The 21,570-nt window shown below is 72.4% G+C and carries 19 protein-coding genes; 6 read left to right on the top strand and 13 right to left on the bottom strand.

All coding sequences use genetic code 11. The annotated features are described in order from the left end of the window. Window positions 1-82 precede the first annotated feature (82 nt). Window positions 83-1,633: an alpha/beta hydrolase gene (locus LQ326_RS34070; RefSeq protein WP_234542933.1), complete on the top strand. Its 1,551-nt coding sequence runs from the start codon at window positions 83-85 to the stop codon at window positions 1,631-1,633. Window positions 1,634-1,695: 62 nt separating this feature from the next. Here LQ326_RS34070 and moeZ read toward each other — a convergent pair whose 3' ends face one another. From moeZ to LQ326_RS34015, 12 genes are all read right to left on the bottom strand, one after another. Continuing rightward, complete coding sequence (moeZ, locus tag LQ326_RS34065; RefSeq protein ID WP_181805304.1) at window positions 1,696-2,874, bottom strand: adenylyltransferase/sulfurtransferase MoeZ; 1,179 nt, start codon at window positions 2,872-2,874, stop codon at window positions 1,696-1,698. 63 nt (window positions 2,875-2,937) lie between these two features. Beyond that, entirely contained in the window at window positions 2,938-3,687 is a 750-nt protein-coding gene (locus tag LQ326_RS34060; protein WP_234542932.1) for a spherulation-specific family 4 protein, read from the bottom strand. Then, complete coding sequence (locus LQ326_RS34055) at window positions 3,675-4,634, bottom strand: NAD-dependent epimerase/dehydratase family protein (RefSeq protein ID WP_234542931.1); 960 nt, start codon at window positions 4,632-4,634, stop codon at window positions 3,675-3,677. The genes LQ326_RS34060 and LQ326_RS34055 overlap by 13 nt, the downstream gene beginning before the upstream one ends. 181 nt (window positions 4,635-4,815) lie before the next feature. Continuing rightward, window positions 4,816-6,147, bottom strand: coding sequence for a hypothetical protein (locus LQ326_RS34050; RefSeq protein WP_234542930.1), 1,332 nt, complete (start codon window positions 6,145-6,147; stop codon window positions 4,816-4,818). After that, on the bottom strand, window positions 6,144-7,955 hold the full coding sequence (locus tag LQ326_RS34045; protein ID WP_234542929.1) for a DUF3492 domain-containing protein: 1,812 nt from the start codon (window positions 7,953-7,955) through the stop codon (window positions 6,144-6,146). Before LQ326_RS34045 ends, LQ326_RS34050 begins: the two co-directional genes overlap by 4 nt. Window positions 7,956-8,171: 216 nt before the next feature. Next, window positions 8,172-9,803: a dipeptide ABC transporter ATP-binding protein gene (locus LQ326_RS34040; protein WP_234542928.1), complete on the bottom strand. Its 1,632-nt coding sequence runs from the start codon at window positions 9,801-9,803 to the stop codon at window positions 8,172-8,174. Further along, window positions 9,800-10,798 carry an ABC transporter permease gene (locus LQ326_RS34035; RefSeq protein ID WP_234542927.1) on the bottom strand — a complete coding sequence of 333 codons (999 nt, stop codon included), beginning with the start codon at window positions 10,796-10,798 and terminating at the stop codon, window positions 9,800-9,802. Before LQ326_RS34035 ends, LQ326_RS34040 begins: the two co-directional genes overlap by 4 nt. Next, complete coding sequence (locus LQ326_RS34030) at window positions 10,795-11,799, bottom strand: ABC transporter permease (protein WP_234542926.1); 1,005 nt, start codon at window positions 11,797-11,799, stop codon at window positions 10,795-10,797. Before LQ326_RS34030 ends, LQ326_RS34035 begins: the two co-directional genes overlap by 4 nt. Before the next feature lie 4 nt (window positions 11,800-11,803). Beyond that, on the bottom strand, window positions 11,804-13,522 hold the full coding sequence (locus LQ326_RS34025) for an ABC transporter substrate-binding protein (RefSeq protein WP_234542925.1): 1,719 nt from the start codon (window positions 13,520-13,522) through the stop codon (window positions 11,804-11,806). 166 nt (window positions 13,523-13,688) lie between these two features. Beyond that, complete coding sequence (locus LQ326_RS48860) at window positions 13,689-13,781, bottom strand: Ms4533A family Cys-rich leader peptide (RefSeq protein ID WP_351321593.1); 93 nt, start codon at window positions 13,779-13,781, stop codon at window positions 13,689-13,691. Between the two features lie 56 nt (window positions 13,782-13,837). Continuing rightward, window positions 13,838-15,364, bottom strand: coding sequence for a DUF3152 domain-containing protein (locus tag LQ326_RS34020; RefSeq protein WP_234542924.1), 1,527 nt, complete (start codon window positions 15,362-15,364; stop codon window positions 13,838-13,840). Window positions 15,365-15,371: 7 nt separating this feature from the next. After that, a complete protein-coding gene (locus LQ326_RS34015) occupies window positions 15,372-16,391 on the bottom strand; it encodes an alpha/beta fold hydrolase (protein ID WP_234542923.1) in 1,020 nt (339 codons plus the stop codon). A gap of 189 nt (window positions 16,392-16,580) precedes the next feature. Between LQ326_RS34015 and LQ326_RS34010 the strand changes: the two genes are divergently transcribed. The 4 genes from LQ326_RS34010 to LQ326_RS33995 all read left to right on the top strand — a co-directional run bounded on the left by LQ326_RS34010 (window position 16,581) and on the right by LQ326_RS33995 (window position 18,480). Next, window positions 16,581-16,805, top strand: coding sequence for an Rv3202a family protein (locus LQ326_RS34010; RefSeq protein WP_234542922.1), 225 nt, complete (start codon window positions 16,581-16,583; stop codon window positions 16,803-16,805). A gap of 188 nt (window positions 16,806-16,993) precedes the next feature. Continuing rightward, entirely contained in the window at window positions 16,994-17,638 is a 645-nt protein-coding gene (locus LQ326_RS34005) for a TetR/AcrR family transcriptional regulator (protein ID WP_234542921.1), read from the top strand. Window positions 17,639-17,777: 139 nt separating this feature from the next. After that, window positions 17,778-18,005 carry a DUF3107 domain-containing protein gene (locus LQ326_RS34000; protein ID WP_234542920.1) on the top strand — a complete coding sequence of 76 codons (228 nt, stop codon included), beginning with the start codon at window positions 17,778-17,780 and terminating at the stop codon, window positions 18,003-18,005. Window positions 18,006-18,207: 202 nt separating this feature from the next. Then, entirely contained in the window at window positions 18,208-18,480 is a 273-nt protein-coding gene (locus tag LQ326_RS33995; RefSeq protein WP_234542984.1) for a hypothetical protein, read from the top strand. 139 nt (window positions 18,481-18,619) lie between these two features. Here the strand turns inward: LQ326_RS33995 and LQ326_RS33990 are convergent, their stop codons facing one another. Then, complete coding sequence (locus LQ326_RS33990) at window positions 18,620-19,366, bottom strand: ferritin-like fold-containing protein (RefSeq protein ID WP_234542919.1); 747 nt, start codon at window positions 19,364-19,366, stop codon at window positions 18,620-18,622. 497 nt (window positions 19,367-19,863) lie between these two features. On the opposite strand from LQ326_RS33990, the gene LQ326_RS33985 reads away from it, so the two are divergent. Next, a partial coding sequence (locus LQ326_RS33985) for a DEAD/DEAH box helicase (protein ID WP_372497028.1) occupies window positions 19,864-21,570 on the top strand: 1,707 nt, incomplete at its 3' end.

Raw genomic sequence — 21,570 nt, 5'->3', positions numbered from 1 at the left:
GGGCTTTGCTCGATCCGCCTACTATGGCGTGACCGCTTTCCGCGACGAACCTGCGGAGGGCCTGTGTGGGGGGTGTGCGCGCATGTGGCGATATGTACGGTGGGCGGCCGCTGTGGTGGCCGGGCTGCTCGTGGCCGGGTGCGGCGGTGGGTCGTCGGACGGGAGCGCGGACGAAGGCAAGGCGTCGGGGCACCCGTCGGCCGTCACGTCCGCCGCCGGTTCGGCCGCCCTGCCCGCTTCCCTCACCTCCCAGAAACTCGACTGGCGCCGCTGCAAGGCCACCTCGGACGCCGCCGCACCCGGGGACGAGTGGCGGTGTGCGACGCTCAAGGTGCCGTTGGACTGGGCGAAGCCGGACGGGGAGACGATCGGGCTGGCGCTGATCCGGGCGCGGGCGAGCGGCGGTTCGGGCAAGCGGATCGGCTCGCTGCTGTTCAACTTCGGCGGCCCGGGCGGCTCCGGTGTCTCGACGATGCCGTACTACGCCTCCACCGTCTCCGCGCTGCGCGAGCGGTACGACCTGGTGAGCTGGGACCCGCGCGGGGTGGGAGCCAGTGAGGGGATCCGCTGCCGCAGCGACAAGGGCATCGAGCGCGCCGAGTCGATCGACGCGACACCGGACACCGCGGCCGAGGAGACCGCGTACTTCAAGGACGCCGCCGATTTCGGCAAGGGCTGCCAGAAGGCCGCCGGCAAGCTCATCGCGCATGTGTCGACGACCGACACGGCCCGCGACATGGACCTGATGCGCCAGGTGCTCGGCGACGCGAAGATGCACTACTTCGGCATCTCGTACGGCACCGAACTGGGCGGCGTGTACGCCCACCTGTTCCCGAAGAAGGTGGGGCGGCTGATCCTGGACGCGGTGGTGGACCCGACGGCCGACTCGGTCGGCCAGGAGAAGAACCAGGCCGCCGGCTTCCAGCGGGCCCTGGACGACTACCTCAGGTCCACCGGCCAGGACCCGGAGCAGGGCTCGCAGAAGATCGTCGCTCTGCTCAAGAGGCTGGATGCCACACCGCTGCCCACGTCGTCCGGGCGGAAGCTGACCCAGACCCTCGCGGTGACCGGCATCGTGCTGCCGCTGTACAGCAAGGACAGCTGGCCGACGCTGACCAGCGCGCTCAAGGCGGCCGAGGAGGGCGACGGCTCGGAACTCCTGTCTCTCGCGGACCAGTACAACGAGCGGGACTCCTCGGGGCACTACGGCACGACCACGCACGCGCAACGGGTCATATCGTGCCTGGACGACAAGGAGCGGCCGACGCTCGCCGAGACGAGGAAACTGCTGCCCCGCTTCGAGAAGGTCTCTCCCGTCTTCGGGGACTTCCTGGGCTGGGACTCGGCCGGCTGGTGCCACGACTGGCCGGTGGCCGGGCAGTACGACACCCCGGAGGTGAGCGCACCGGGCGCGGCCCCGATCCTGCTGGTCGGCAACACGGGCGATCCGGCGACTCCCTACGAGGGGGCCCGGAAGATGGCCGACGAACTGGGCAAGGGTGTCGGCGTCGAGCTGACCTGGAAGGGCGAGGGCCACGGCGCGTACGGCAGCGGCAGCGACTGCGTGGACTCGACGGTGAACGCCTATCTGGTCAACGGCACGGTCCCGAAGGACGGCACGGTCTGCTCATGACGAAGGCGGGGGCTCCGGGCACCTGTCGTGCCCGGGACCCCCGCCCGTCGCGGAGCCTTTGCTCAGTAGACCGGCTTCGACGGCTCGATCTGGTTCACCCAGCCGATCACGCCGCCACCGACGTGGACCGCGTCCGCGAAACCCGCGGACTTCAGGACCGCGAGGACCTCCGCACTGCGGACACCCGTCTTGCAGTGCAGGACGATCTTCTTGTCCTGGGGCAGGCCCTCCAGGGCGGTGCCGAGCAGGAACTCGTTCTTCGGGATCAACTTGGCGCCCGGGATGGAGACGATCTCGTACTCGTTCGGCTCACGGACGTCGATGATCTCGATGTTCTCGCCGTCGTCGATCCACTCCTTGAGCTGCTTGGGAGTGATCGTCGAGCCGGCGGCCGCCTGCTGGGCCTCCTCGGAGACGACGCCGCAGAAGGCCTCGTAGTCGATGAGCTCGGTGACGGTCGGGTTCTCGCCGCAGACCGCGCAGTTCGGGTCCTTGCGGACCTTGACCTGGCGGTACTGCATCTCCAGGGCGTCGTAGATCATCAGGCGGCCGACGAGGGGCTCGCCGGTGCCGGTGAGGACCTTGATGGCCTCGGTGACCTGGATGGAGCCGATCGACGCGCACAGCACGCCGAGGACGCCGCCCTCGGCGCAGGAGGGGACCATGCCCGGCGGCGGGGGCTCCGGGTAGAGGCAGCGGTAGCACGGGCCGTACTCGGACCAGAAGACCGAGGCCTGGCCGTCGAAGCGGTAGATGGAACCCCATACGTACGGCTTGTTCAGCAGCACGCAGGCGTCGTTCACCAGGTAGCGGGTGGCGAAGTTGTCCGTGCCGTCGACGATCAGGTCGTACTGGCTGAAGATGTCCATCACGTTCTCGGCCTCGAGCCGCTCTTCGTGAAGGACCACGTTGACGTACGGATTGATGCCGAGGACGGAGTCACGGGCGGACTCGGCCTTGGAGCGGCCGATGTCGGCCTGGCTGTGGATGATCTGGCGCTGCAGGTTCGACTCGTCGACCTCGTCGAACTCCACGATGCCCAGCGTGCCGACGCCCGCGGCGGCCAGGTACATCAGCGCCGGCGAGCCCAGGCCGCCGGCGCCCACACAGAGCACCTTGGCGTTCTTCAGCCGCTTCTGCCCGTCCATCCCGACGTCAGGGATGATCAGGTGGCGGGAGTACCTGCGGACCTCGTCTACGGTGAGCTCAGAGGCTGGCTCAACCAGGGGTGGCAGCGACACGGGGACTCCGTTGATCGGTCAATCACTACAGTTGTTCTCCCTGTAACACTGCCACGGGCTTCTTCATTCCGAGACACCCGTTCCGATCCGCGAGACGATTTCGTCCCAGTAACCGGGCATGGCCTCCCACGGGTCCGCCCGGCCCCAGCGGTCGGTCCGGTCGGTGAAGTAGATCGTGGCGGCACCCAGCCAGCGGGCTATGCGCAGTGCCTCGTCGAGGTGGCCGAGGGGCACACCGTGCACGAAGTGGCAGAAGCGGTCGGGCGGATAGTCGGCGGTCCACTCGGCGGCCTGGGACCAGCGGTAGTCGCTCCAGGGCCCCGCGAAGGTCACCAGTTGGTCGCCGTTCTCGGCGTAGCCCGGATGGGGGTGGGTGCCGTGGCCGAGGACGATGTGAGGCTCGTCACCGATGGCGCGGAGCGCGGTGACCGCACGGCGGATCCCGGGGAGCGCGGTGCGCTCGGTGGGGCAGCGGTCCAGCAGGAAGCCGTCGACGCGGTACCAGTCGTAGAAGTGCTGGGCGTCGGTGATCAGGTCACCGTGATGGCGGGCACCGTAGGTGACGTCCAGGTGGCCGAGGACGCGGACTCCCGCGTTGCGGAGCCGGCCGGCCGCCTCCAGGCAGTGCGGGTCGGGGCGGCTGCCGGGGCCGTTCGCCACGTCGAGGACGACCCAGTGCAAGGGGGTGCCGGGGCGGGTGAGTTCGGCCCATTGGGCGGGGGCGAGGAGGGGGTGGGCGTAGCCGGGGATGCCGACGGCGGTGCGGAATCCGGTGGTCGCGGTGCCCGCCTGGGTGCTGGTCAGATGCGGCATGCCGCCTCCATCCAGATGTCCGCGAGGGACTCTTCGAGGTTGATGCGGGGCCGCCAGCCGAGCCGGTCGCGGGCACAGCGCACGTCGGCCTGCTGCCAGCTGCCGCAGCCGTCCGGGTACGGGTACGCGACCGGGCCGGTGTGCTCGCCGTCCGTCCGGGGGTGGCCGATGGCGCCGCGCAACGGGCCGGGCGGGCCGTCCAGTTCGTGCAGGGCGCCGCCGTATCCGGCGACCCTGGCGAGGACGCCGGCGGCGTCGCGGAGCCGGACGGCGCGGCCGGAGCCGATGTTGATGACGCCCTGGGCGGCGGAGAGCGAGGCCGCGTGGACGGCGCGGGCGACGTCGCGTACGTCGATGAAGTCGCGCTGGACGCCGAGGCCGCCGAGTTTGAGTTCGCCGTCGCCGGACTGCATGGCGCGGCGCATGGCCTCGGCGAGGCGGCCGAGCGGGGAGCCGGCCGGGGTGCCGGGCCCGGCCGGCGAGAAGACGCGCAGGACGACGGCGTCCAGGCCGGAGCCGAGGACGAGTTCGGTGGCGGCGAGCTTGCTGACGCCGTACGGGCCGCCGGGGCGGGGCACGGCGTCCTCCGCGGTGGAGGAACCGGGCTGGCTCGGGCCGTACTCGGAGCTGCAGCCGACCTGCACCAGGCGGGCGCCGCAGCCGCTGCGGCGCAGTGCCTCGCAGACGGTGGCGACGGCGACGGTGTTGTGCCGGGTGAGTTCGCGGGCGCCGCCGCGGGTGGCGCCGGCGCAGTTCACGACGACACCCGGGTGGACCGCGTCGAGGAAACGGGTGAGGGCACCGGGGCTGCCGGTGGCGAGGTCGAAGCGGACGTCGGCGTCGTCGCCGCGGCCGAGCGCGGTGAGCTGGACGGCCGGGTCGGCGAGCAGCCGGTCGGCGACGAAGCGGCCGAGGTATCCGTTGGCCCCGATCAGCAGCACCCTCATCGCGCGGCTCCCGGGGTGTGCGCTCCGGCGACTCCGGGGTTTCCGGACGCTCCGGGTCCGGGTCGGGAGGTGGTCATCTGGTGGTCTCCTTCGAGGGATGGTGCGGTTGCCTCCGGCGGAGTGCCGGGCGCCTGCCGCCGGGACGGCTCGGCGAGGCATGCGAGGACATCGACGGCTGTGTTCACTCCGGGTCTCCCGCCGGCGCGTGGGCCGCGGCCCGGGTGAGGGTGCGGGCCGCCCGGAACAGCAGCGCCAGGGCGGCGGCACCGCAGACGAGCGACGGGATGCTGTTCGGGCCCCAGGCGTCGACCAGGGCGTCGACGGGGGCGGCCAGGAAGGCCCAGCCGGGCAGCCGGCCGGCCAGGGCGAGGGCCACGGCCGCCGCTTCCGCGGCGGCGGCGACGGCGAGGGCGGGGCCCAGCCGGACGTGGTGTACGGCGAGGAGCCGGGCGAGCAGGAGGAGGGCGCCGAGGGGGAGGGCCGACGGGTAGCCGGCGGGTTCGCCGAGGGCCGCGCCGCACAGGGCGAGCAGGGCGGTGAGGGCGCCGAGGAAGAGGGCGAGAGTGCCGAGCAGCAACGGCTGGACGGCGCCGGTGAACTCTTCCAGGCCCCGGCTGCTCGCGAGCCTGCGGCGGGCGCTCGACGTGAGGAGGCGGGTGCTCCAGGCCGCCGGGGCGCAGGCCAGGGTGAGGGCGAGGAGGGGCGCCGTGGTCACCGGCCAGGGGCCGTGGGCGGCGCCGGTCGGGAGGCCGTCGGGGCCGCCGTCCATGACGGCCCGCAGCAGGCCGTCGCCGAGGAGGGCGTAGGCGAGGAGCCAGCAGGTCCACGCGCGCGTGCCGGTGGCGGTGCGCCAGGTGGGCGTACGGGCGGGCACGGCCAGGGGGCCGCGGCGCAGGGCGGGGCGTACGGCCAGGGCGACGGCGAGCACGCCGGCGACTGCCACCAGGAGGCGGGGGCGGCCCTCGGTGAGCCGTAAGCCGGTGACGGCCGCCGCGCACACGGCGCCCGGGAGGAGCGTGCGCAGCGCCAGGTCGGCGCGCTGGCGGGGCGCGGAAGCCGGTTCGGGGCGCGGGTGGGGGGCCTCGTCGCGGGGGACGCGCGCGTAGAGCTCTTCGGCGAGCGAGAAGACGTCACGGTGTCGGAAGCGGGCGGCGGTGCGGTCGGTGACGCCGTGCGCTTCGAGGCCGGCCGCGATCTCCAGAGGGTCCACGGCCCGCTCGCAGAGCGCGCGGTGACGGTGCATCAGCGCCTTGACGGGGTCGGCGGTGGCGCCTCGGCGGGGGGCGGAGCCGCGGCTGCCGGAGGTTTCCTCGGCAGCCCTCCGACCGCGCGGAGAGACCTCGCCGGCCGCCTGGAGCCCGTCCGCGGGGAAGGCGTCCCCCGAGCCGTCCTCGTCAGCTCCCAGGAGCCATTCCTGCGACCGTGCGTCCCAGGCGTCGGCCGCGCCGGGCCGCCCGGGCCGGTCGAGCTTTCCCACACCGCCGTTCGGCGCGCCGGCCGCGTCGCCGTTCACCGCGCTCCCTCGGTGGCCGTGCGCGCGGTGGCCCGTGCCGGGGTGGGCCGCGGGGCGGTGCCCTGGGCCCAGCCGGGCCCGGCACGATGCGCGACGCGAGCCGTGGGGCTGGTCCAGTGGCCGGGCACGTGAGCCTCGGCGGGGACGGCGAACGGCCGGGGCTCGCCCGCCTGGCCGAGGACGACCCGGCGTACCGGGCAGTGCGAGACGATCTCCAGGTAGATGTTGCGAAATGCCTCGATGTTCTGCTCGACCGTGAACAGTTCGAGCGCGCGGGCGCGCGCGGCCGCTCCGAGGCGTTCACGGCGCTCGGGGTCGCGCAGCAGCGCCACGCACGCCTCCGCGAGCGCCCGTGGATTGCGCGGGGGTACGACGAGCCCGGTGCCGCCGACGGCCTCCACCACGGCGCCGACGTCCGTGGAGACGGTCGCCCGGCCGCAGAGCATCGCCTCCACGAGCCCCACTGGGAAGCCCTCGACGACGCTGGAGAGCACGACGACCGCGCCGGACGCGTAGGCGTCGGCGAGGGTCGGCGCCTCGGGGCCGCCCACCTCCTCGAAGGAGACCGGGTTGTCGCCGACGGCGTGCACACCCTCGGCCTCGTCGGGGAAGAGCTGGGCGGCGAGCGCCCTGCAGTGCCGCAGATAGGCCTCGCCCTCCGGCCCCGCCGGGGCGCCCACGATCCGCAGTCGCGCCTTGGGCTCCCCCTTGCGGATCTCCGCGAAGGCGTGCAGCAGGGACACCAGGTCCTTGGCGGGCTCGATACGGCCGACCCACACGAGCGTGTCCGGGTCGGCGCGGTCCGGGGCCTCGCCCACGTCGGCGAACCGGGCGGCGGCCAGACCGGGATGGACGGTACGGATACGGGCACGGTCGGCGCCGCAGTGCTCCTGCCAGCGGCGGGCGTGCGCGTTGCCGGGGGTGATGATCGCGGCGCGGCGGTAGACCTCGGCGGCGAGGCGGCCGTGGAAGGCGGCGAGCAGGGCCCGGACGGCTGGGGCGGCCGCGTCGGGACCGAAGGCGAGGTAGTGCGAGCGCAGGTGTACGCCGTACTCGGTGACCAGCAGCGGCACGCCGGAGAAGTGCCCGGCGAGCAGGCCGGCCAGGGCGGCGGGGCCGCCGGCGGCGGCGTGGCAGAGGTCGGCCGCGCCGAGGCCGTCGTCGCCGTACCAGTCCAGGGAGAGGGGACGCAGGGCGCGTTCGAGGTGGCCGGCGACGGCGAGCAGATCGGGCACGCGCGCCTCGCGCACCGTGCCGAGTGCGCGGGGCGCGCGGCAGGCGCGCTCCAGCGTGCGTACGGCGGTGTCGGAGCGGAGCGCGCCGACCAGCCCGCCCTCGTCGCGGGCGAGTTCGGCGAGTCCGTGGAGCGCGCCGCCGAAACGGTCCACCAGGGAACCGGGTGCGGTACCGGAGCCGGCCGTGGCGCCCGGCCCGTCCGCACTGCTCGGACCGTCCGCGCCCTTCGAACCGTCCGCACGGTTCGGACCGTCCCCGCCGTCCCCGCCGTCCGCGCCTGGACCGGCGCACAGCACACCGGCGAGCTCGCCGTAGCTCTCGGCGAAGCGCCGGCGCGCGCGCCGTCCGTACCTGACCCCGTCCTCCTCGGCGGTCCACAGGGGGGCCGTCCGCACCCGGCTGACGTGCGGCGGCAGCGGCAGCCAGCCTTCGTCCTCCTGGCGACGGGTGCGGCTGAGCGCGTAGAGGTCGAACTCGTGCTGCCCGAGCCCGCGTACGAGCCGGTCGCACCAGAGTCCGGCCTCACCGTTCACATACGGATAGCCACCCTCCGTAAGCAGTCCGATGCGCACGTGTGCACCCCCGATCGATCTCCCGTATGGGGAGCCACCGTGGCTCGGCGGCTCGCAGCGGGACGAACGTATGCGGACAAGGCGGTGGCGCGACGGACGGTTGTCCATCGCGCCACCAAAAGGGGTGAACGGGCGTAACTTTCCCGTGCGGGTGACGTTCGGTCGCGCTAGGCGGTCCGGCGGCGGCGGAACGTCACACTGCGAGCTGCGGAAACGTCACGCCGACGCCAGCTCCCGGCGCGCCGCCCGCCGCCGCGCCGCGGCCTCGGGGTCGAGGGCGGGTACGGCGGCCAGGAGCTGTCTGGTGTAAGGGTTCTGAGGGCTGTCGTAGACCTCGTCGGCGGTCCCGGTCTCGACGATCCGGCCGCGACGCATGACCGCGACCCGGTCGCTGACCTGGCGCACGACGGCGAGGTCGTGAGCGACGAAGACGAGCGCGAGCCCGAGTTCGCGCTGGAGTTCGCCGAGCAGGGCGACGACCTGGGCCTGGGTGGTGACGTCCAGCGCGGATACCGGCTCGTCGCAGACGATGACGCGCGGGTCGGCCGCGAGCGCCCGCGCGATGCCCACGCGCTGGCGCTGGCCGCCGCTGAACTCGTGCGGGTAGCGCTCGTAGTGCGCCCCTTCGAGCCCCACGCGCTCCAGCAGTTCGGTCACCCGCGCCCGGATGCGCCCCTCGTCACTCCCCCGGAGCCCCATGGCCCGCGCGCGCAGGGGGTCGGCGATCGACTCGCCGATGCTGCGCCGCGGGTTGAGGGAGGACACCGGGTCCTGGAAGACCATCTGGACGGCCGGGTTGACGCCCGCGCGCGCGTGGCCGTCGTGACGGACCTCCCCCGCCGTCGGCTCCAGCAGCCCGACCAGCATCCGCCCGAGGGTGGTCTTGCCGCTGCCGCTCTCGCCGACGACACCGAGGGTCTCGCCCCGGCGCACGGTCAGCGACACGTCGTCCACGGCCACCAGGGCCCGCTTGCCGCGCCCGAACTCGCGGCGCAGGCGGGACGCCTCGAGGACGACTTCCTCGACCTCCTCGGACGCCTCGACCTCCTCGGACGCCTGTGCGGGCGTGCGCACCGCGTCCACGCGCGGGACGGCGGAGAGCAGTTCGCGGGTGTACGGCTCGGCGGGCGCGCCGAGCACGGCGGTGACCGGCCCCTGTTCGACCACCCGCCCGTGCCGCATGACGAGCACCCGGTCGACGCTCTCGGCGGCGACCCCCACGTCGTGGGTGACGAGCAGCAGGCCCATGCCGGTCTCCTCGCGCAGCGTGTGCAGCAGGTCGAGGATCTGGGCCTGGACGGTCACGTCGAGGGCGGTGGTGGGCTCGTCGGCGATGAGCAGCTCGGGCTCGCAGGCGAGCGCCATGGCGATCAGCGCACGCTGGCGCATACCGCCGCTGAACTCGTGCGGGCGGGACCGGGACCGGCGCCGGGCGTCCGGGATGCCGACCCGGTCGAGCACCTCCACGGCACGCGCGCGTGCGGCTCGTCGTGAACCGCGCGCGTGCACGCGGTACACCTCGGCGATCTGGTCGCCGATCGCGTAGTACGGGTCGAGGGACGACAGCGGGTCCTGGAAGACCATCGCCGCCTTCGCACCGCGCAGCCGCCGCAGTTCGCCGTCCGAGGCGGCCTGCACGTCGGTGCCGGCGACCTCGATCGAGCCGCCGACCCGCGCCCCGGTGCCGTGGTGCAGGCCCAGCAGGGCCGAGGCGACCGTGGACTTGCCGGAGCCGGACTCGCCGACCAGGGCGAGGGCGGCGCCGCGTTCCAGGGTGAACGAGAGCCCGTCCACGGCTCGCAGGCCGCCGAACTCGACTGTCAGATCAGTGACTCGGACGAGACTCACGTCAGTACCACCCGTCGGTCGGCCACCGCGTACAGCACGTCCGCGACGGCGTTGGCGAGGACCACGAAGAAGCCGATGACGAGGACCATGCCGACGACGACGGGCAGGTCGACCACGCTGACGGCGTGGACGAGTTCCTGGCCGAGGCCGGGCAGTCCGAACAGCGTCTCGGTGAGCACGGCGCCGCCGACGGCCGAGCCGAAGTTGTTGGCGTTCAGCGCGATGACCGGCGCGAGCGCCCCGCGCAGGGCGTGCCGGCCGACGATCGCCCCCTCGCCGACGCCGTACGCGCGGAAGGTGCGGATGTGGTCCTCGGCCAGGGTCTCCAGCATGGACGCCCGGGTCAGCCGGGCGAACGAGGCGGCCTCGATGAGGGCGAGGGAGAGCCAGGGCAGCAGCAGGTTCCACGCCCACTGTTCGGGGTCGTCGGTGAGTTTCACGTACTGCGGGAACGGCAGGAGCTGCAGTTCGCCGCAGACGACGATCATCAGGACCAGGCCGATGACGAAGACCGGCGTGGCCCAGCCCGCCAGTGTGAGGGCGGTCAGCACCCGCTCGGTGAGCCGGCCGCGCCGCCAGGCGGAGAGCACGCCCGTGCCGACGCCCAGGACCAGCCACAGCACCATCGCGCCGAACACCAGGGAGAGGCTGACCGGGAGCCTGGTCAGGATGATGCCCAGGACCTGCTGGTCGGTCTGGTAGGAGAGGCCGAGGCAGGGCGCGGAGCAGTGCTCCACGGAGGTGCCGGTGGAGTAGTCCTGGCCGACGACCAGGCCCTGCAGGAAGTGCCAGTAGCGCACGTACAGGGGGTCGTCGAGGTGCAGTTGCAGGGCCACCTGGTGCACCTGCTCGGGGGAGCAGCGCGGGCCGCAGGTGATCTGGGCGACGTTGCCCGGTGTGACGTAGAAGACGACGTAGACGATCACCGAGATGGCGAGCAGGGTCGCCAGGGTGCCGATGGTGCGGCGGAGCAGGAAGCCGCCGAAGCCGGTCACGCGGACTCCTCCTTCGCGGTCCGGGCCACGCGCCCCCGGCCGGCGCCGACGCCGAGCCGGGAGGCGGCGCGCGGGTCCAGGGCGGTACGGACGCCGTCGCCGAGGACGGTCATCGCGAGCACGGTCACGAACAGCGCGCCGGCCGGCAGCAGCAGGTACTGCGGGGCCGCCTGGTACCAGACGTCGGCAGCGGTGAGCATCTGGCCCCAGGAGGGCGTCGGCGGCTTCACGCCGACGCCGAGGAAGGACAGGGCCGCCTCGGCGCTGATGTTGACCGGGATGAGGATGGACGCGTACGTGATGACCGGCGCGGCCAGGCCGGGCAGCAGCTCACGGCGGGCGATGTGCCAGGCGCCCCAGCCGCTGAGCCGCGCGGCGGCGACGTAGTCGAGCCCCTTCAGGGTGAGCGTCTGGGCGCGCACGATCTTCGCGATGTTGCCCCAGGCGATGAACCCGATGACGAGGGTGACCAGAACGGGCCGGGGAAAGCTCTGCGGCACGATCGCGAGCAGCGCCAGAGCCATGATCATCAGGGGCAGCGCGACGAAGATGTCCGTGATCCGGCTCAGCAGTTGATCGATCCAGCCACCGCCGAGCGCGGCCGCCACGCCGACGGCCAGACCGAGGAGGACCTGGATCACGGTCGCCGCGAACGCGACGCCCAGGGAGACCCGTGCCCCGTACACCAGCCGCGCGAACAGATCACGCCCTGTCTGCGGCTCCACGCCCAGCCAGTGGTCGCCGGAGAGGCCGCCGAGGGAGCCGATCGGCACGCCGCCGCGCGCGGAGTCGATGAGGGAGGGGTGGTAGGTGGTCGGGTCCTGGCCCTCCAGGGCGGTGAGCAGCGGCGCGGCGAGCGCGACCAGGACGAGCAGTGCGACGATCCCCGCCGCGACCGTGGCGGCCCGCTGCGCACGCAGCCGCCGCCAGAACTGACGAGCCCCCGAAGCCCCCGAGGCGGGTGCCTCGGGGGCCTGGGTGGCGACAAGTGCCTCGCTCACGGCGCTACTTCACCGCGACCTGGGAGATGTCCAGGACACCGGTCCAGTCGCTGATCACGACGTTCTTGATGTCCTTGCCGACCAGTCGCTTGTAGACGGGGTGGAACAGCGGCACGGTCAGCGCCTGGGCGCCGATCTTCCTGTCCAGCGCGCCCCACCGCTTGGCGGCCGCGTCAAGGTCGGTCAACTTGTTGATCGCGTCAATCTCGGCATTGACCGAAGCATCGTTGAGCTGGGAGGCGTTGAAGTTCGCGCCGTCCTTGACGATCTGCCGGCCGTCGAAGATCGGGGCGAGGAAGGGACCGCCGGAGGGCCAGTCGGCACCCCACGCGGCGAGGAAGAAGCCCGGCTCGGTCTTCACGCTGTGGACCGTGTCGGAGTAGTTGTTGTCCTCCAGGCCCTGGAGCTTGACGGTGATGCCCGCCTTCTTGAGGGCGTCCTGGATCGCGGTCGCGATCTCGGGGCTCGTCTTGAAGTTCTGGGCGTTGTCGTGGGTCAGCGTGACCGTGAGCCCGTTCGGGTGACCGGCCTCCTTCAGCAGTTCCTTGGCCTTGGCCACGTTGCCGGTGTCACCCGCCGGGAAGAGGTCGTACGGCGTGTAGCCGAAGGACTTCTGGTCGGGCAGGAAGGTGGTGGCGGGCTCGGCGAGGGCGCTGCCGCCCGCCGCGTTGATCACGGACGACCGGTCGACGGCGTACGAGATCGCCTGCCGGACCTTGGGGTCGTCGAACGGCTTGACCTTCGGGTTGAACGCTATGTAGTTCGTGTAGCCGAAGTGCCCGGTGCCGACGCGCGCGGCGAGTTCCTTGTCGCCCGTGACCTTGGCGAGTTCGGCGGGACCGAGGTTGGTGTCCGTCGTCACGGCGGCCGCGTCCGTCCCCTGGGACGCCGACAGCCGCTGGTTGATCACGGACGAGTCGAGCCCGGACTGCACGTCGACCCGGTCCGGGTACGCCTTGCGCTGGTCGTCGACGGCCGCCGACCAGTACGTGTTGCGCTCAAGCACCAGGTGCTCACCGTCGTTCTCGTTCTTCACGACCTTGTAGGGGCCGGACGAGATCGGGTGCTCCTCGTACTTGGTGCCCGTGTCCTTGGCCTTCGGGACCGGCGTGAACTGGGTCTGCGTGGCCAGGAACGGGAACTCGCCCTCGGGCTTGTTCAGGTGGAAGACGATCGTCCGGCTGTCCGGCGTCTCGATCGCCGGCAGCCCCTTGGTGTCCTTGTAGGGCCCCTGGTAGTCGGCGGCGCCGACCAGCCAGTCACGCAGGTAGGGCGCGCCGCCGGAGAGTTCGGGGGCGAAGGAGCGCTCGATGCCGTACTTGATGTCGGCGGAGGTGATCGGGGTGCCGTCCTCGTACTTGAGGCCCTGCTTCAGGGTGTACGTCCACACGGTCGCGTCCTTGCTCGGGCGCCCGGTGTCGGTGGCCAGGTCGGGGACGACCTTGGTGCCGGCGGCGCCGTCCGCGCGGTTGCGGGTGGTGAGCGTACGGAAGACCAGGGAAGGCACGTTGCCGCCGCCGGAGGTGTACAGGCGGGCCGGGTCGAAGTCCGACTGGGGGTCGGAGTTCAGGACGGTGAGCGTGCCGCCCTTGTGCGGCGTGGAGTCGCCACCGGAGGCGCTGGCATCGTTGTCCTTCGGCCCGCACGCGGCGGCGCCCGCTGCCACGACCAGGGCAAGCGAAACGTACGCCGCGCGGGCGCTGTTCACGGACGGGTGACGCATCGGAATGACGACCTCTCGGAAGGCAAGTCTCGATTGATGAGACAGATTGACGAAGGGTGAGACGAAAGTGATCAGACGTCTGCCCGGGCGTCAGGTCGCCGAGAGAGCCGTGACCCAGGTCACGGCGACAGAAGGAAAGCGCGACGCGAACGCCTGAGGGCGAGCGTCAGCGACAGTGAATGTCGGCCACGCAGAGCGCGGTCACGCCGATGAGCGCCAGCTCGATGGCGGCGCGCGCGGAGGCGTGAAGGGACGACATGCCCAGAAATATGTACGACCTTTCCGCGCATGTCAATGTGATGTATGAGCCACCTGTCAACTCTTGGGATACGGCCAGGGGTTGGGCAGACAGTGGATTCCGTCGTGGTCGAGGAACTTCGTCTGCTGCTGCATGACCGGCGCCAGCTCGCCGTCCTTGTCGCAGGTCACATGGCCGTGGCCGAGCCGGTGTCCGACCTCGTGGTTGATCAGCATCTGCCGGTAGGCATGGATCTTGTCGCCGTAGGTCTTGCTGCCCTGGGCCCATCTGTATGCGTTGATCATGACTCGATCGGTGGCGGCCGAGTCGCAGGACACGTTGTCCTCGGTCGTGTCGAGGCCGGACTTGGCGCACCACTTGGCGGTGGTACCGGGGCTGGCGAGCGTGATCACGAAGTCGGGCTTGCCGGAGGAGACCCGCGCGAAGGTGCGGGCGCCGTCGTGGGCCCAGCTGCGGTCGTCGTTGAGCGTCTTCTGCACGGCCTCGGCGAACAGTTTCCCGTCCAGCCCGAGCCCCTGCTCCACGTCGACGCGGTAGGTGTACTTCCGCCCGTTGCCCGGCGCCTTCGCGCTTCCGGGCACGGTGGTGAACTTCCCGGACCCGGTGAGTCTGGCGCTGAGCGGGTACTTCTCGCCCATCGCCTGCTCGTACGACAGCGTCGCCACGCCAGGCGAGGCGGAGACGGACGGCGTGGTACGGCCGTTTCCGCGCGAGGCGGCGCCGTCGGTGGCCCGCGTCTCGCCCGCGGCCGACTGTGACCGTGCGCCGCCGGCGTTCCGGCCGTCGACGACCTGACCGGCGACGATCACCGCGAGCACGGTGGTGACGGCGGCGGCCGCGACCCCGGCGAAGGTCCGGCTCTTGCCGCCCCCCGGCTGCGCGGGCGCGCCGGTGGGCGCGGCGTCGTCATCGGCGTCACCGCCGCCGGCTCCGGACGGAAGCACGGAGGTGTGCGGGCCGGACCCGGGCGGAGACGTCTCCGCCCGCTGGGCGCCGATGCCGGGGCGGGGCGCGAAGAGGTCGACGTCCTCGTCGAAGGCGTCGACGTAGTCCTGCCGCGGACCGCCGGGCCCGCCCTGCCGCTGCCGCTGCCGCGGTATGGACACACCGGCCGCCCTGAAGGCGGTACCGGCAGGCCCGGAAGCAGTGCCGAGGGCCCCCGGGCCGGCCCCGGCCGCCCCACCTGCCTCGCCCCAGCCGCCGCCCGCTTCGCGCTGCTGGGGGTGCCCACCGCGGACGCGGGGGACGCCGTGCGCCGGAGTCCCGTCCGGGAAACGCGGAACACCATGCGCCGGAGTCCCGTCCGGCAGACGCGGAACACCATGCGCCGGAGTCCCGTCGGGGAAACGCGGCACCCCCCGAGCAGGTGTGCCGTCGGGCACGCGCGGGGTGCCCTGGGCGGGCGGACCGTCCGTGAAGCGCGGCGGTCCGCCCGCGGGTGTCCCGGCGGCCGGACGCGGAACCGGCGTTCCCGCGGGCCCGCGCCCCCCGTCTCCCGGGCCCGGCTGCCGGGCCGCGCGCACGTTCGCTATGTCCGCCGCGTCGCCTTTGGGTGCCGGGCCGCGGCGGCTGTGGCGTCCCACTCCCCCCTCAGCTCCCCGTCCCCGGTGCGGCCGGGCCGCCGCCCACGGTCCGGGCAGCCGGTTGGTCGCCCGCCTCGACGGCGGCCGCGAGGAGTTCACGGAACGCCCCGGCCACCGTCTCCGGGTACTCCATCATCGCCACATGCCCGGCGTCCGGCATGGAGAGCAGCCGGGAGTAGCGGAAGCTGCGCGCGGCCTTGTGGGCCATGCGGTAGCCGACGAGCTGGTCGCGGCCGCCGTAGATCAGCAGGGTCGGGGCGAGGACGCGCTCGGCCTGACGCCAGAGCCCGTGCTGGCCGCCCAGGGTGTACGCGTTGACGATCCCGCGCGCGGACCGCGCCATCGCGTCCCAGAAGTACGGCAGCCGCAGCCGCCGTTCCAGTTCCTCGACCGCGTGCCGGAACGCCTCGGGCGTCACCCGGCTGGGATCGCCGTAGCAGAGGGCCAGCACGCCCCGTACCCGCTGTTCGGCCGTCCACTTGCCGGTCGTGCGGGTGAGGAGCCCGGCGACGCCGGGGAGCCCGAGCAGGACCGTCGGCACGGCGGTGCGCTGCACGCGCAGCTCCGGCAGGGCCGGCGAGACGAGCGTGAGGGTGCGGACGAGGTCCGGGCGGGCGGCGGCGACGCGGGTGGCGACCGCGCCGCCGAGGGAGTTGCCGAAGAGATGGACGGGACCACGGCCGGACGCGTCGAGGTAGCGGATGACCGCGCGCGCGTGCCCGGTGACCGAGTAGTTGCCGTCGTCCGGTGGCGGCGAGTCGCCGAAGCCCGGCAGGTCGACCGCCTCGCCGTCCACGACGTCTTCGAGCCGCTCCATCAGCTGCGACCAGTTCTGCGAGGAGCCGCCGAGCCCGTGGATGTACAGCGCGGGCGGCAGGCCCTCGCGCGCGGGCGGCCTGGCACGGACCGAGAGAGTGACGCCCGGCAGCCCTACCGAGCGCAATCGCTCACCCTCCGCGACTCTGACCGCTGCCGCCTCGGGGAGCACGCTGGTGGGCGGCACTGAGGGCAGCTCCGTCGAAGACATGGGCCAATGTTACGAGACGATCACACAGTGATTCATGTGTTCGGCGTCACACAGCCACCGGGGCGAACGGCCCTGACCGGTCTCCCACGGCATAGCGTCCGCATCCGGTGTCTCCTACGCTCGTAAACAGGGCACCCGATTGTGGCCTTCCCTGCTGCGGCAGGGACGTTCGAAGGAAGGGAGCCCACCATGACCTACGACCCCACCGACCCCGACGTGCTCGGCGAAGGAGAGGCGGAGGACGCCCAGGAGATCGACGTCGAGGCCCCGGAGGGCGACGCGGCGGAGCAGCACGCGGACGTCACACCGTCCCACGACGACCCGCTCACCGGCGTGGACCCGGGCCGCGCCAACGAGGCCGATCTCGTCGAACAGGCGCGTGTGGTCTCCCTCGACGAGGACGACTACCGCTGACCGCGACCGGCCTTCGGCGGGCCCACCTGGCCTGTCCGCGTTTCCCGGGGTGCCCCGGGGTTTGCCGGTGCGGCTTTCGCCGTCGTCCGGTACGTGAAATTCTGCGCTCGCACCGCGCACAGCACGGTTACCGAAAAGTACGATAGCCGCGCGGAGCGATCCGCATGTGGACCACCTTGGGAGGCGGCGTGACAGCCATCGAGCAGACAGAGGCGGCACGCCCGCGGGGCACTCGCCTGCCGCGCCGTGCCCGACGCAACCAGTTGCTGGGCGCCGCCCAGGAAGTATTCGTCGCGCAGGGGTACCACTCGGCCGCGATGGACGACATCGCCGAACGCGCCGGCGTCAGCAAGCCGGTCCTCTACCAGCACTTCCCGGGCAAGCTCGACCTCTACCTGGCCCTGCTGGACCAGCACTGCGAAGCGCTGATCCAGGCGGTGCGCGGCGCGCTCGCGTCGACCACCGACAACAAGCAGCGGGTCCGGGCGACCATGGACGCGTACTTCGGCTACGTCGAGGACGATGGCGGGGCCTTCCGCCTGGTCTTCGAGTCCGACCTGACGAACGAGCCCGCGGTGCGCGAGCGGGTCGACAAGGTCACCACCGAGTGCGCCGAGGCGATCTGCGAGGTCATCGCCGAGGACACCGGTCTGCCGCGTGCCGAGTCGATGCTGCTGGCCTCCGGCCTCGGCGGTCTCGCCCAGGTGGTGGCGCGTTCCTGGCTGCACAGCGACCGGACCGTCCCGCGCGACCAGGCGGTGCATCTGCTGACCTCACTGGCATGGCGGGGCATCGCCGGCTTCCCGCTGCACGGCATCGACTCCCACCACTGAGGCCCTCGCCCGGAATTCCCGTTCGCTGTTCGCTCCTGGCGTGCTCGCGCGCAGCGTGCAGATCCCCTCACCGGGCTAATGTGTGCTGCGTACAGCGCGGAAGGTCGCGCACTTCACTGACCGTCGGAGGGACATAGCCGTGGAGGTCAAGATCGGCGTGCAGCACGCGCCCCGCGAGATCGTTCTGGAGAGCGGTCTGAACGCCGAGGAGGTCGAGCGCATCGTCGCCGACGCGCTGGCCGGCAAGTCACAGGTGCTGTCCCTGGAGGACGAGCGCGGCCGCAAGGTCCTGGTCCCGGCGGACCGCCTGGCGTACATCGAGCTCGGCGAGCCGACGGTGCGCAAGGTCGGCTTCAGCGCGGTCTGACCACAGCAGCGCGGAGGGGCCGGGTGGACGTACGTCCACCCGGCCCCTCCGCCATGTCCGCTCCGCCATGTCCGCTCCGCCGTGTCCGCCTCGCACATGTGGCCCACAAGTCGTCCACAGAGGAGGATTGCATTCCGCAGGTCACGGGTATGACGGGCTACGACCGTGAAGCACCGGCCGGCCGTGGGAGGGACCCCTCGTGATGCTCCTGGAAGTCCTTGGATCAGCACTGCTCGGCCTGGCCTTGTCGTGGACCGCGACCAACCGCCTGTCGCACCGACTCCCGGCCCGCCCCCTGGTGTTCTCCACGGGCGTCGCGGGAGCCCTCTTCGGGGACTTCGTCACCCACAGCGCACTCGGCCCCGGCGCGGTCCTGGTCACTCTTCTGGGCGCGGCGATCGTCTCGGCGGCGTCCCTGTCCCTGCTGCTCCGCCCGGCGGGCCGCCGCCTGCGCCGACGATCGATCCCGGCGTAGCTCTTCGAACGCCCCGAGCCGAGGCGCGCCCCGAAGGGGCGCGGGGCTGTGTCGGATGTGCGGCTGCCGCCGCGTGGGCGCGACCAGCCCCCACCGGCCGCAGGCCGCGTGTCTCCCCGCAACCACCCCCCACAGAGCGCTACGCCGCCAGCCCCAGCGCAGCCATCCGCTTCGTGTGCGCCTCGGTGATCCGCGAGAACATCCGCCCCACCTCGGCGAGATCGAACCCGTCGGCCACGCCCCCGACCAGCATGGTCGACAGCGCGTCCCGGTCGGCCACCACCCGCTGCGACTGCGACAGCGCCTCGCCCATCAACCGCCGCGCCCACAAGGCCAGTCGGCCTCCCACCCGCGGGTCGGCGTCGATGGCCGCGCGCACCTTCTCCACCGCGAATCCGGCGTGCCCGGTGTCGTCGAGGACGGCCAGCACCAGCTCGCGCGTGTCCGAGTCGAGGCGCGCCGCGACCTCCCGGTAGAAGTCACTGGCGATCGAGTCGCCGACGTACGCCTTGACCAGACCCTCCAGCCAGTCCGACGGCGCCGTCTGCCGGTGGAAGCCGTCGAGGGCCGCGACGAACGGCTCCATCGCCTGCGTGGCGTCCTCGCCGATCTCCGTCAGCCGGTCACGCAGCCGCTCGAAGTGGTGGAACTCGGCCGACGCCATCTTGGCCAGCTCGGCCTTGTCCGCCAGAGAGGGCGCCAGCTTCGCGTCCTCCGCGAGGCGCTCGAACGCCGCGAGCTCGCCGTACGCGAGCGCGCCGAGCAGGTCCACGACCGCGGCACGATAGTGCGGGTCGGCAGCCGCCCGCGCCCAGTCCTGGGCGGCGACACCGGTCGGTTCGGCGGAGGCGGTCTCAGGCTTGTCAGAGCTCGTCATGAAGCGCACAATAGCCCGCCCGTCGACTCGTGGAAGCCCCTGGTCAACCGCTGTGACTACCATGACGTGACCGAATCGGCCGTCACATGTGCACGATTCCGGGGTATGGTGGTAATGCGCCTGCTGGTACGTCGTGGAATCTCGGCGTACCTCGACAGGCCGCACGTATGAGGATGCCCGGTCGGTGGCCCGATCGGCTCCGACCCGACAGCCCTCCCGGCTCGTACGGCACTGTGCGTACGACGACCGGAGGGACGACACCCTCAGCGGTACGAGCGCTAGAGCGTCGGCAGAGGTCCCGTGCACTACGGCGTGCCCCACGGCCCGCCCGTAAGGCAGCCGACGTCCCCGGCACGGTCCGTCAAAGACCCCCGCGCTCGCCTCGCGCCGCGACACACAGAAGAGGCAGCACCCTGACTACGACGTTTCGTGAACTCGGAATCCTTCCCGAGACCGCCGAGGCCCTGGAAGCCATCGGCATCGTCACCGCTTTCCCCATCCAGGAGATGACACTCCCGGTCGCCATGTCCGGCAGCGACGTCATCGGCCAGGCCAAGACCGGCACCGGCAAGACCCTCGGCTTCGGTCTGCCGCTGCTGGAGCGCGTCACCGTCCCCGCCGACGTGGAGGCCGGGCGCGCCGCCCCCGAGGACCTCACCGACGCTCCGCAGGCGCTTGTCGTCGTCCCCACGCGCGAGCTGTGCACCCAGGTCACCAACGACCTGCTGACGGCCGGCAAGGTCCGCAACGTGCGCGTGACGGCGATCTACGGCGGCCGGGCCTACGAGCCGCAGGTCGAGGCCCTGAAGAAGGGCGTCGACGTGGTCGTCGGCACCCCGGGCCGGCTCCTCGACCTCGCGGGCCAGCGCAAGCTCGACCTCAAGCACATCAAGTCGCTCGTCCTCGACGAGGCCGACGAGATGCTCGACCTGGGCTTCCTGCCCGACGTCGAGAAGATCATCGACATGCTTCCGGCCAGGCGCCAGACCATGCTGTTCTCGGCCACCATGCCGGGCGCGGTCATCGGCCTCGCGCGCCGGTACATGCGCCAGCCCACCCACATCCGCGCCACCGCGCCGGACGACGAGGGCGCGACCGTCGCGAACATCGCTCAGTTCATCTACCGCGCGCACTCCATGGACAAGCCGGAGATGATCGCGCGCATCCTGCAGGCCGAGGGCCGCGGACTCGCGATGATCTTCTGCCGCACCAAGCGCACCGCCGCCGACATCGCGGAGCAGCTCCAGCGCCGCGGCTTCGCCTCCGGCGCCGTCCACGGTGACCTCGGCCAGGGCGCCCGCGAGCAGGCGCTGCGCGCGTTCCGCAACGGCAAGGTGGACGTACTCGTCTGCACCGACGTCGCCGCGCGCGGCATCGACGTCGAGGGTGTCACCCACGTCATCAACTACCAGTCCCCCGAGGACGAGAAGACGTACCTGCACCGGGTCGGCCGTACCGGCCGCGCGGGCGCTTCGGGTACGGCGATCACGTTCGTCGACTGGGACGACATCCCGCGCTGGCAGCTGATCAACAAGGCGCTGGAGCTGGGCTTCAGCGACCCGGTGGAGACGTACTCGACCTCCCCGCACTTCTTCGAGGACCTGAAGATCCCCGCGGGCACCAAGGGTGTTCTGCCGCGCTCGGAGCGCACGCGCGCCGGGCTCGACGCGGAGGAGCTGGAGGACCTGGGCGAGACCGGCGGCCGCGGTGGCCGGGGCGGTCGCGGTGGCCGAGGCGGTCGCCCCGACTCCCGCTCCGATGCCCGCTCCGAGTCCCGCTCCGAGGAGCGCGAGCGTCCGGCCCGTACCCCGCGCCGCCGGCGTCGCACGCGCGGCGGTACGGCCCTGGACCAGGCCTCCGGTACGACGTCCACGGCGCCGGCCACCGAGGCCGCGTCGCCCGCACCCGCCGCCGACGCCCTCGCGGCGTCGGAGCCGGAGGCCACCCGGACCCCCCGCCGCCGTCGCCGTACGCGCAGTGGGGCGGCGCAGGAGCCGGCAGTTGCGGCCGCCGCTCCGGTGACCGTGACGCCGGAGGCCGTCGTGGAGACGGTCGAGGCCGTCGTCGAACCTGCCGTGGTCGAACCGGCCGAGGCGGAGAAGCCGCGCCGCCGTCGCACCCGCAAGTCCGCGGAGACCGCGCCGGTGGCGGAGGCGACGCCGGTGACCGAGGCACCGCAGACCGAAGAGGCCCCGGCAGCCCCCGTGCGCCGT

Origin of the sequence: Streptomyces shenzhenensis (genome assembly GCF_021462265.1) — a bacterium.
GTDB classification, from domain to species: domain Bacteria; phylum Actinomycetota; class Actinomycetes; order Streptomycetales; family Streptomycetaceae; genus Streptomyces; species Streptomyces shenzhenensis.
Note: the sequence above shows the minus strand (reverse complement) of the source record. Positions and strands in the feature narration are given on the sequence as shown.

Bases quoted from the DNA above. Each gene is read 5' to 3' on its own strand.
- LQ326_RS34070 (WP_234542933.1), top strand. From the start codon at position 83: ATGTGGCGATATGTACGGTGGGCGGCCGCTGTGGTGGCCGGGCTGCTC.
- LQ326_RS34060 (WP_234542932.1), bottom strand. From the start codon at position 3,687: ATGCCGCATCTGACCAGCACCCAGGCGGGCACCGCGACCACCGGATTC.
- LQ326_RS34055 (WP_234542931.1), bottom strand. From the start codon at position 4,634: ATGAGGGTGCTGCTGATCGGGGCCAACGGATACCTCGGCCGCTTCGTC.
- LQ326_RS48860 (WP_351321593.1), bottom strand. From the start codon at position 13,781: ATGTCGTCCCTTCACGCCTCCGCGCGCGCCGCCATCGAGCTGGCGCTC.
- LQ326_RS34025 (WP_234542925.1), bottom strand. From the start codon at position 13,522: ATGCGTCACCCGTCCGTGAACAGCGCCCGCGCGGCGTACGTTTCGCTT.
- LQ326_RS34015 (WP_234542923.1), bottom strand. From the start codon at position 16,391: ATGTCTTCGACGGAGCTGCCCTCAGTGCCGCCCACCAGCGTGCTCCCC.
- LQ326_RS34010 (WP_234542922.1), top strand. From the start codon at position 16,581: ATGACCTACGACCCCACCGACCCCGACGTGCTCGGCGAAGGAGAGGCG.
- LQ326_RS33995 (WP_234542984.1), top strand. From the start codon at position 18,208: ATGCTCCTGGAAGTCCTTGGATCAGCACTGCTCGGCCTGGCCTTGTCG.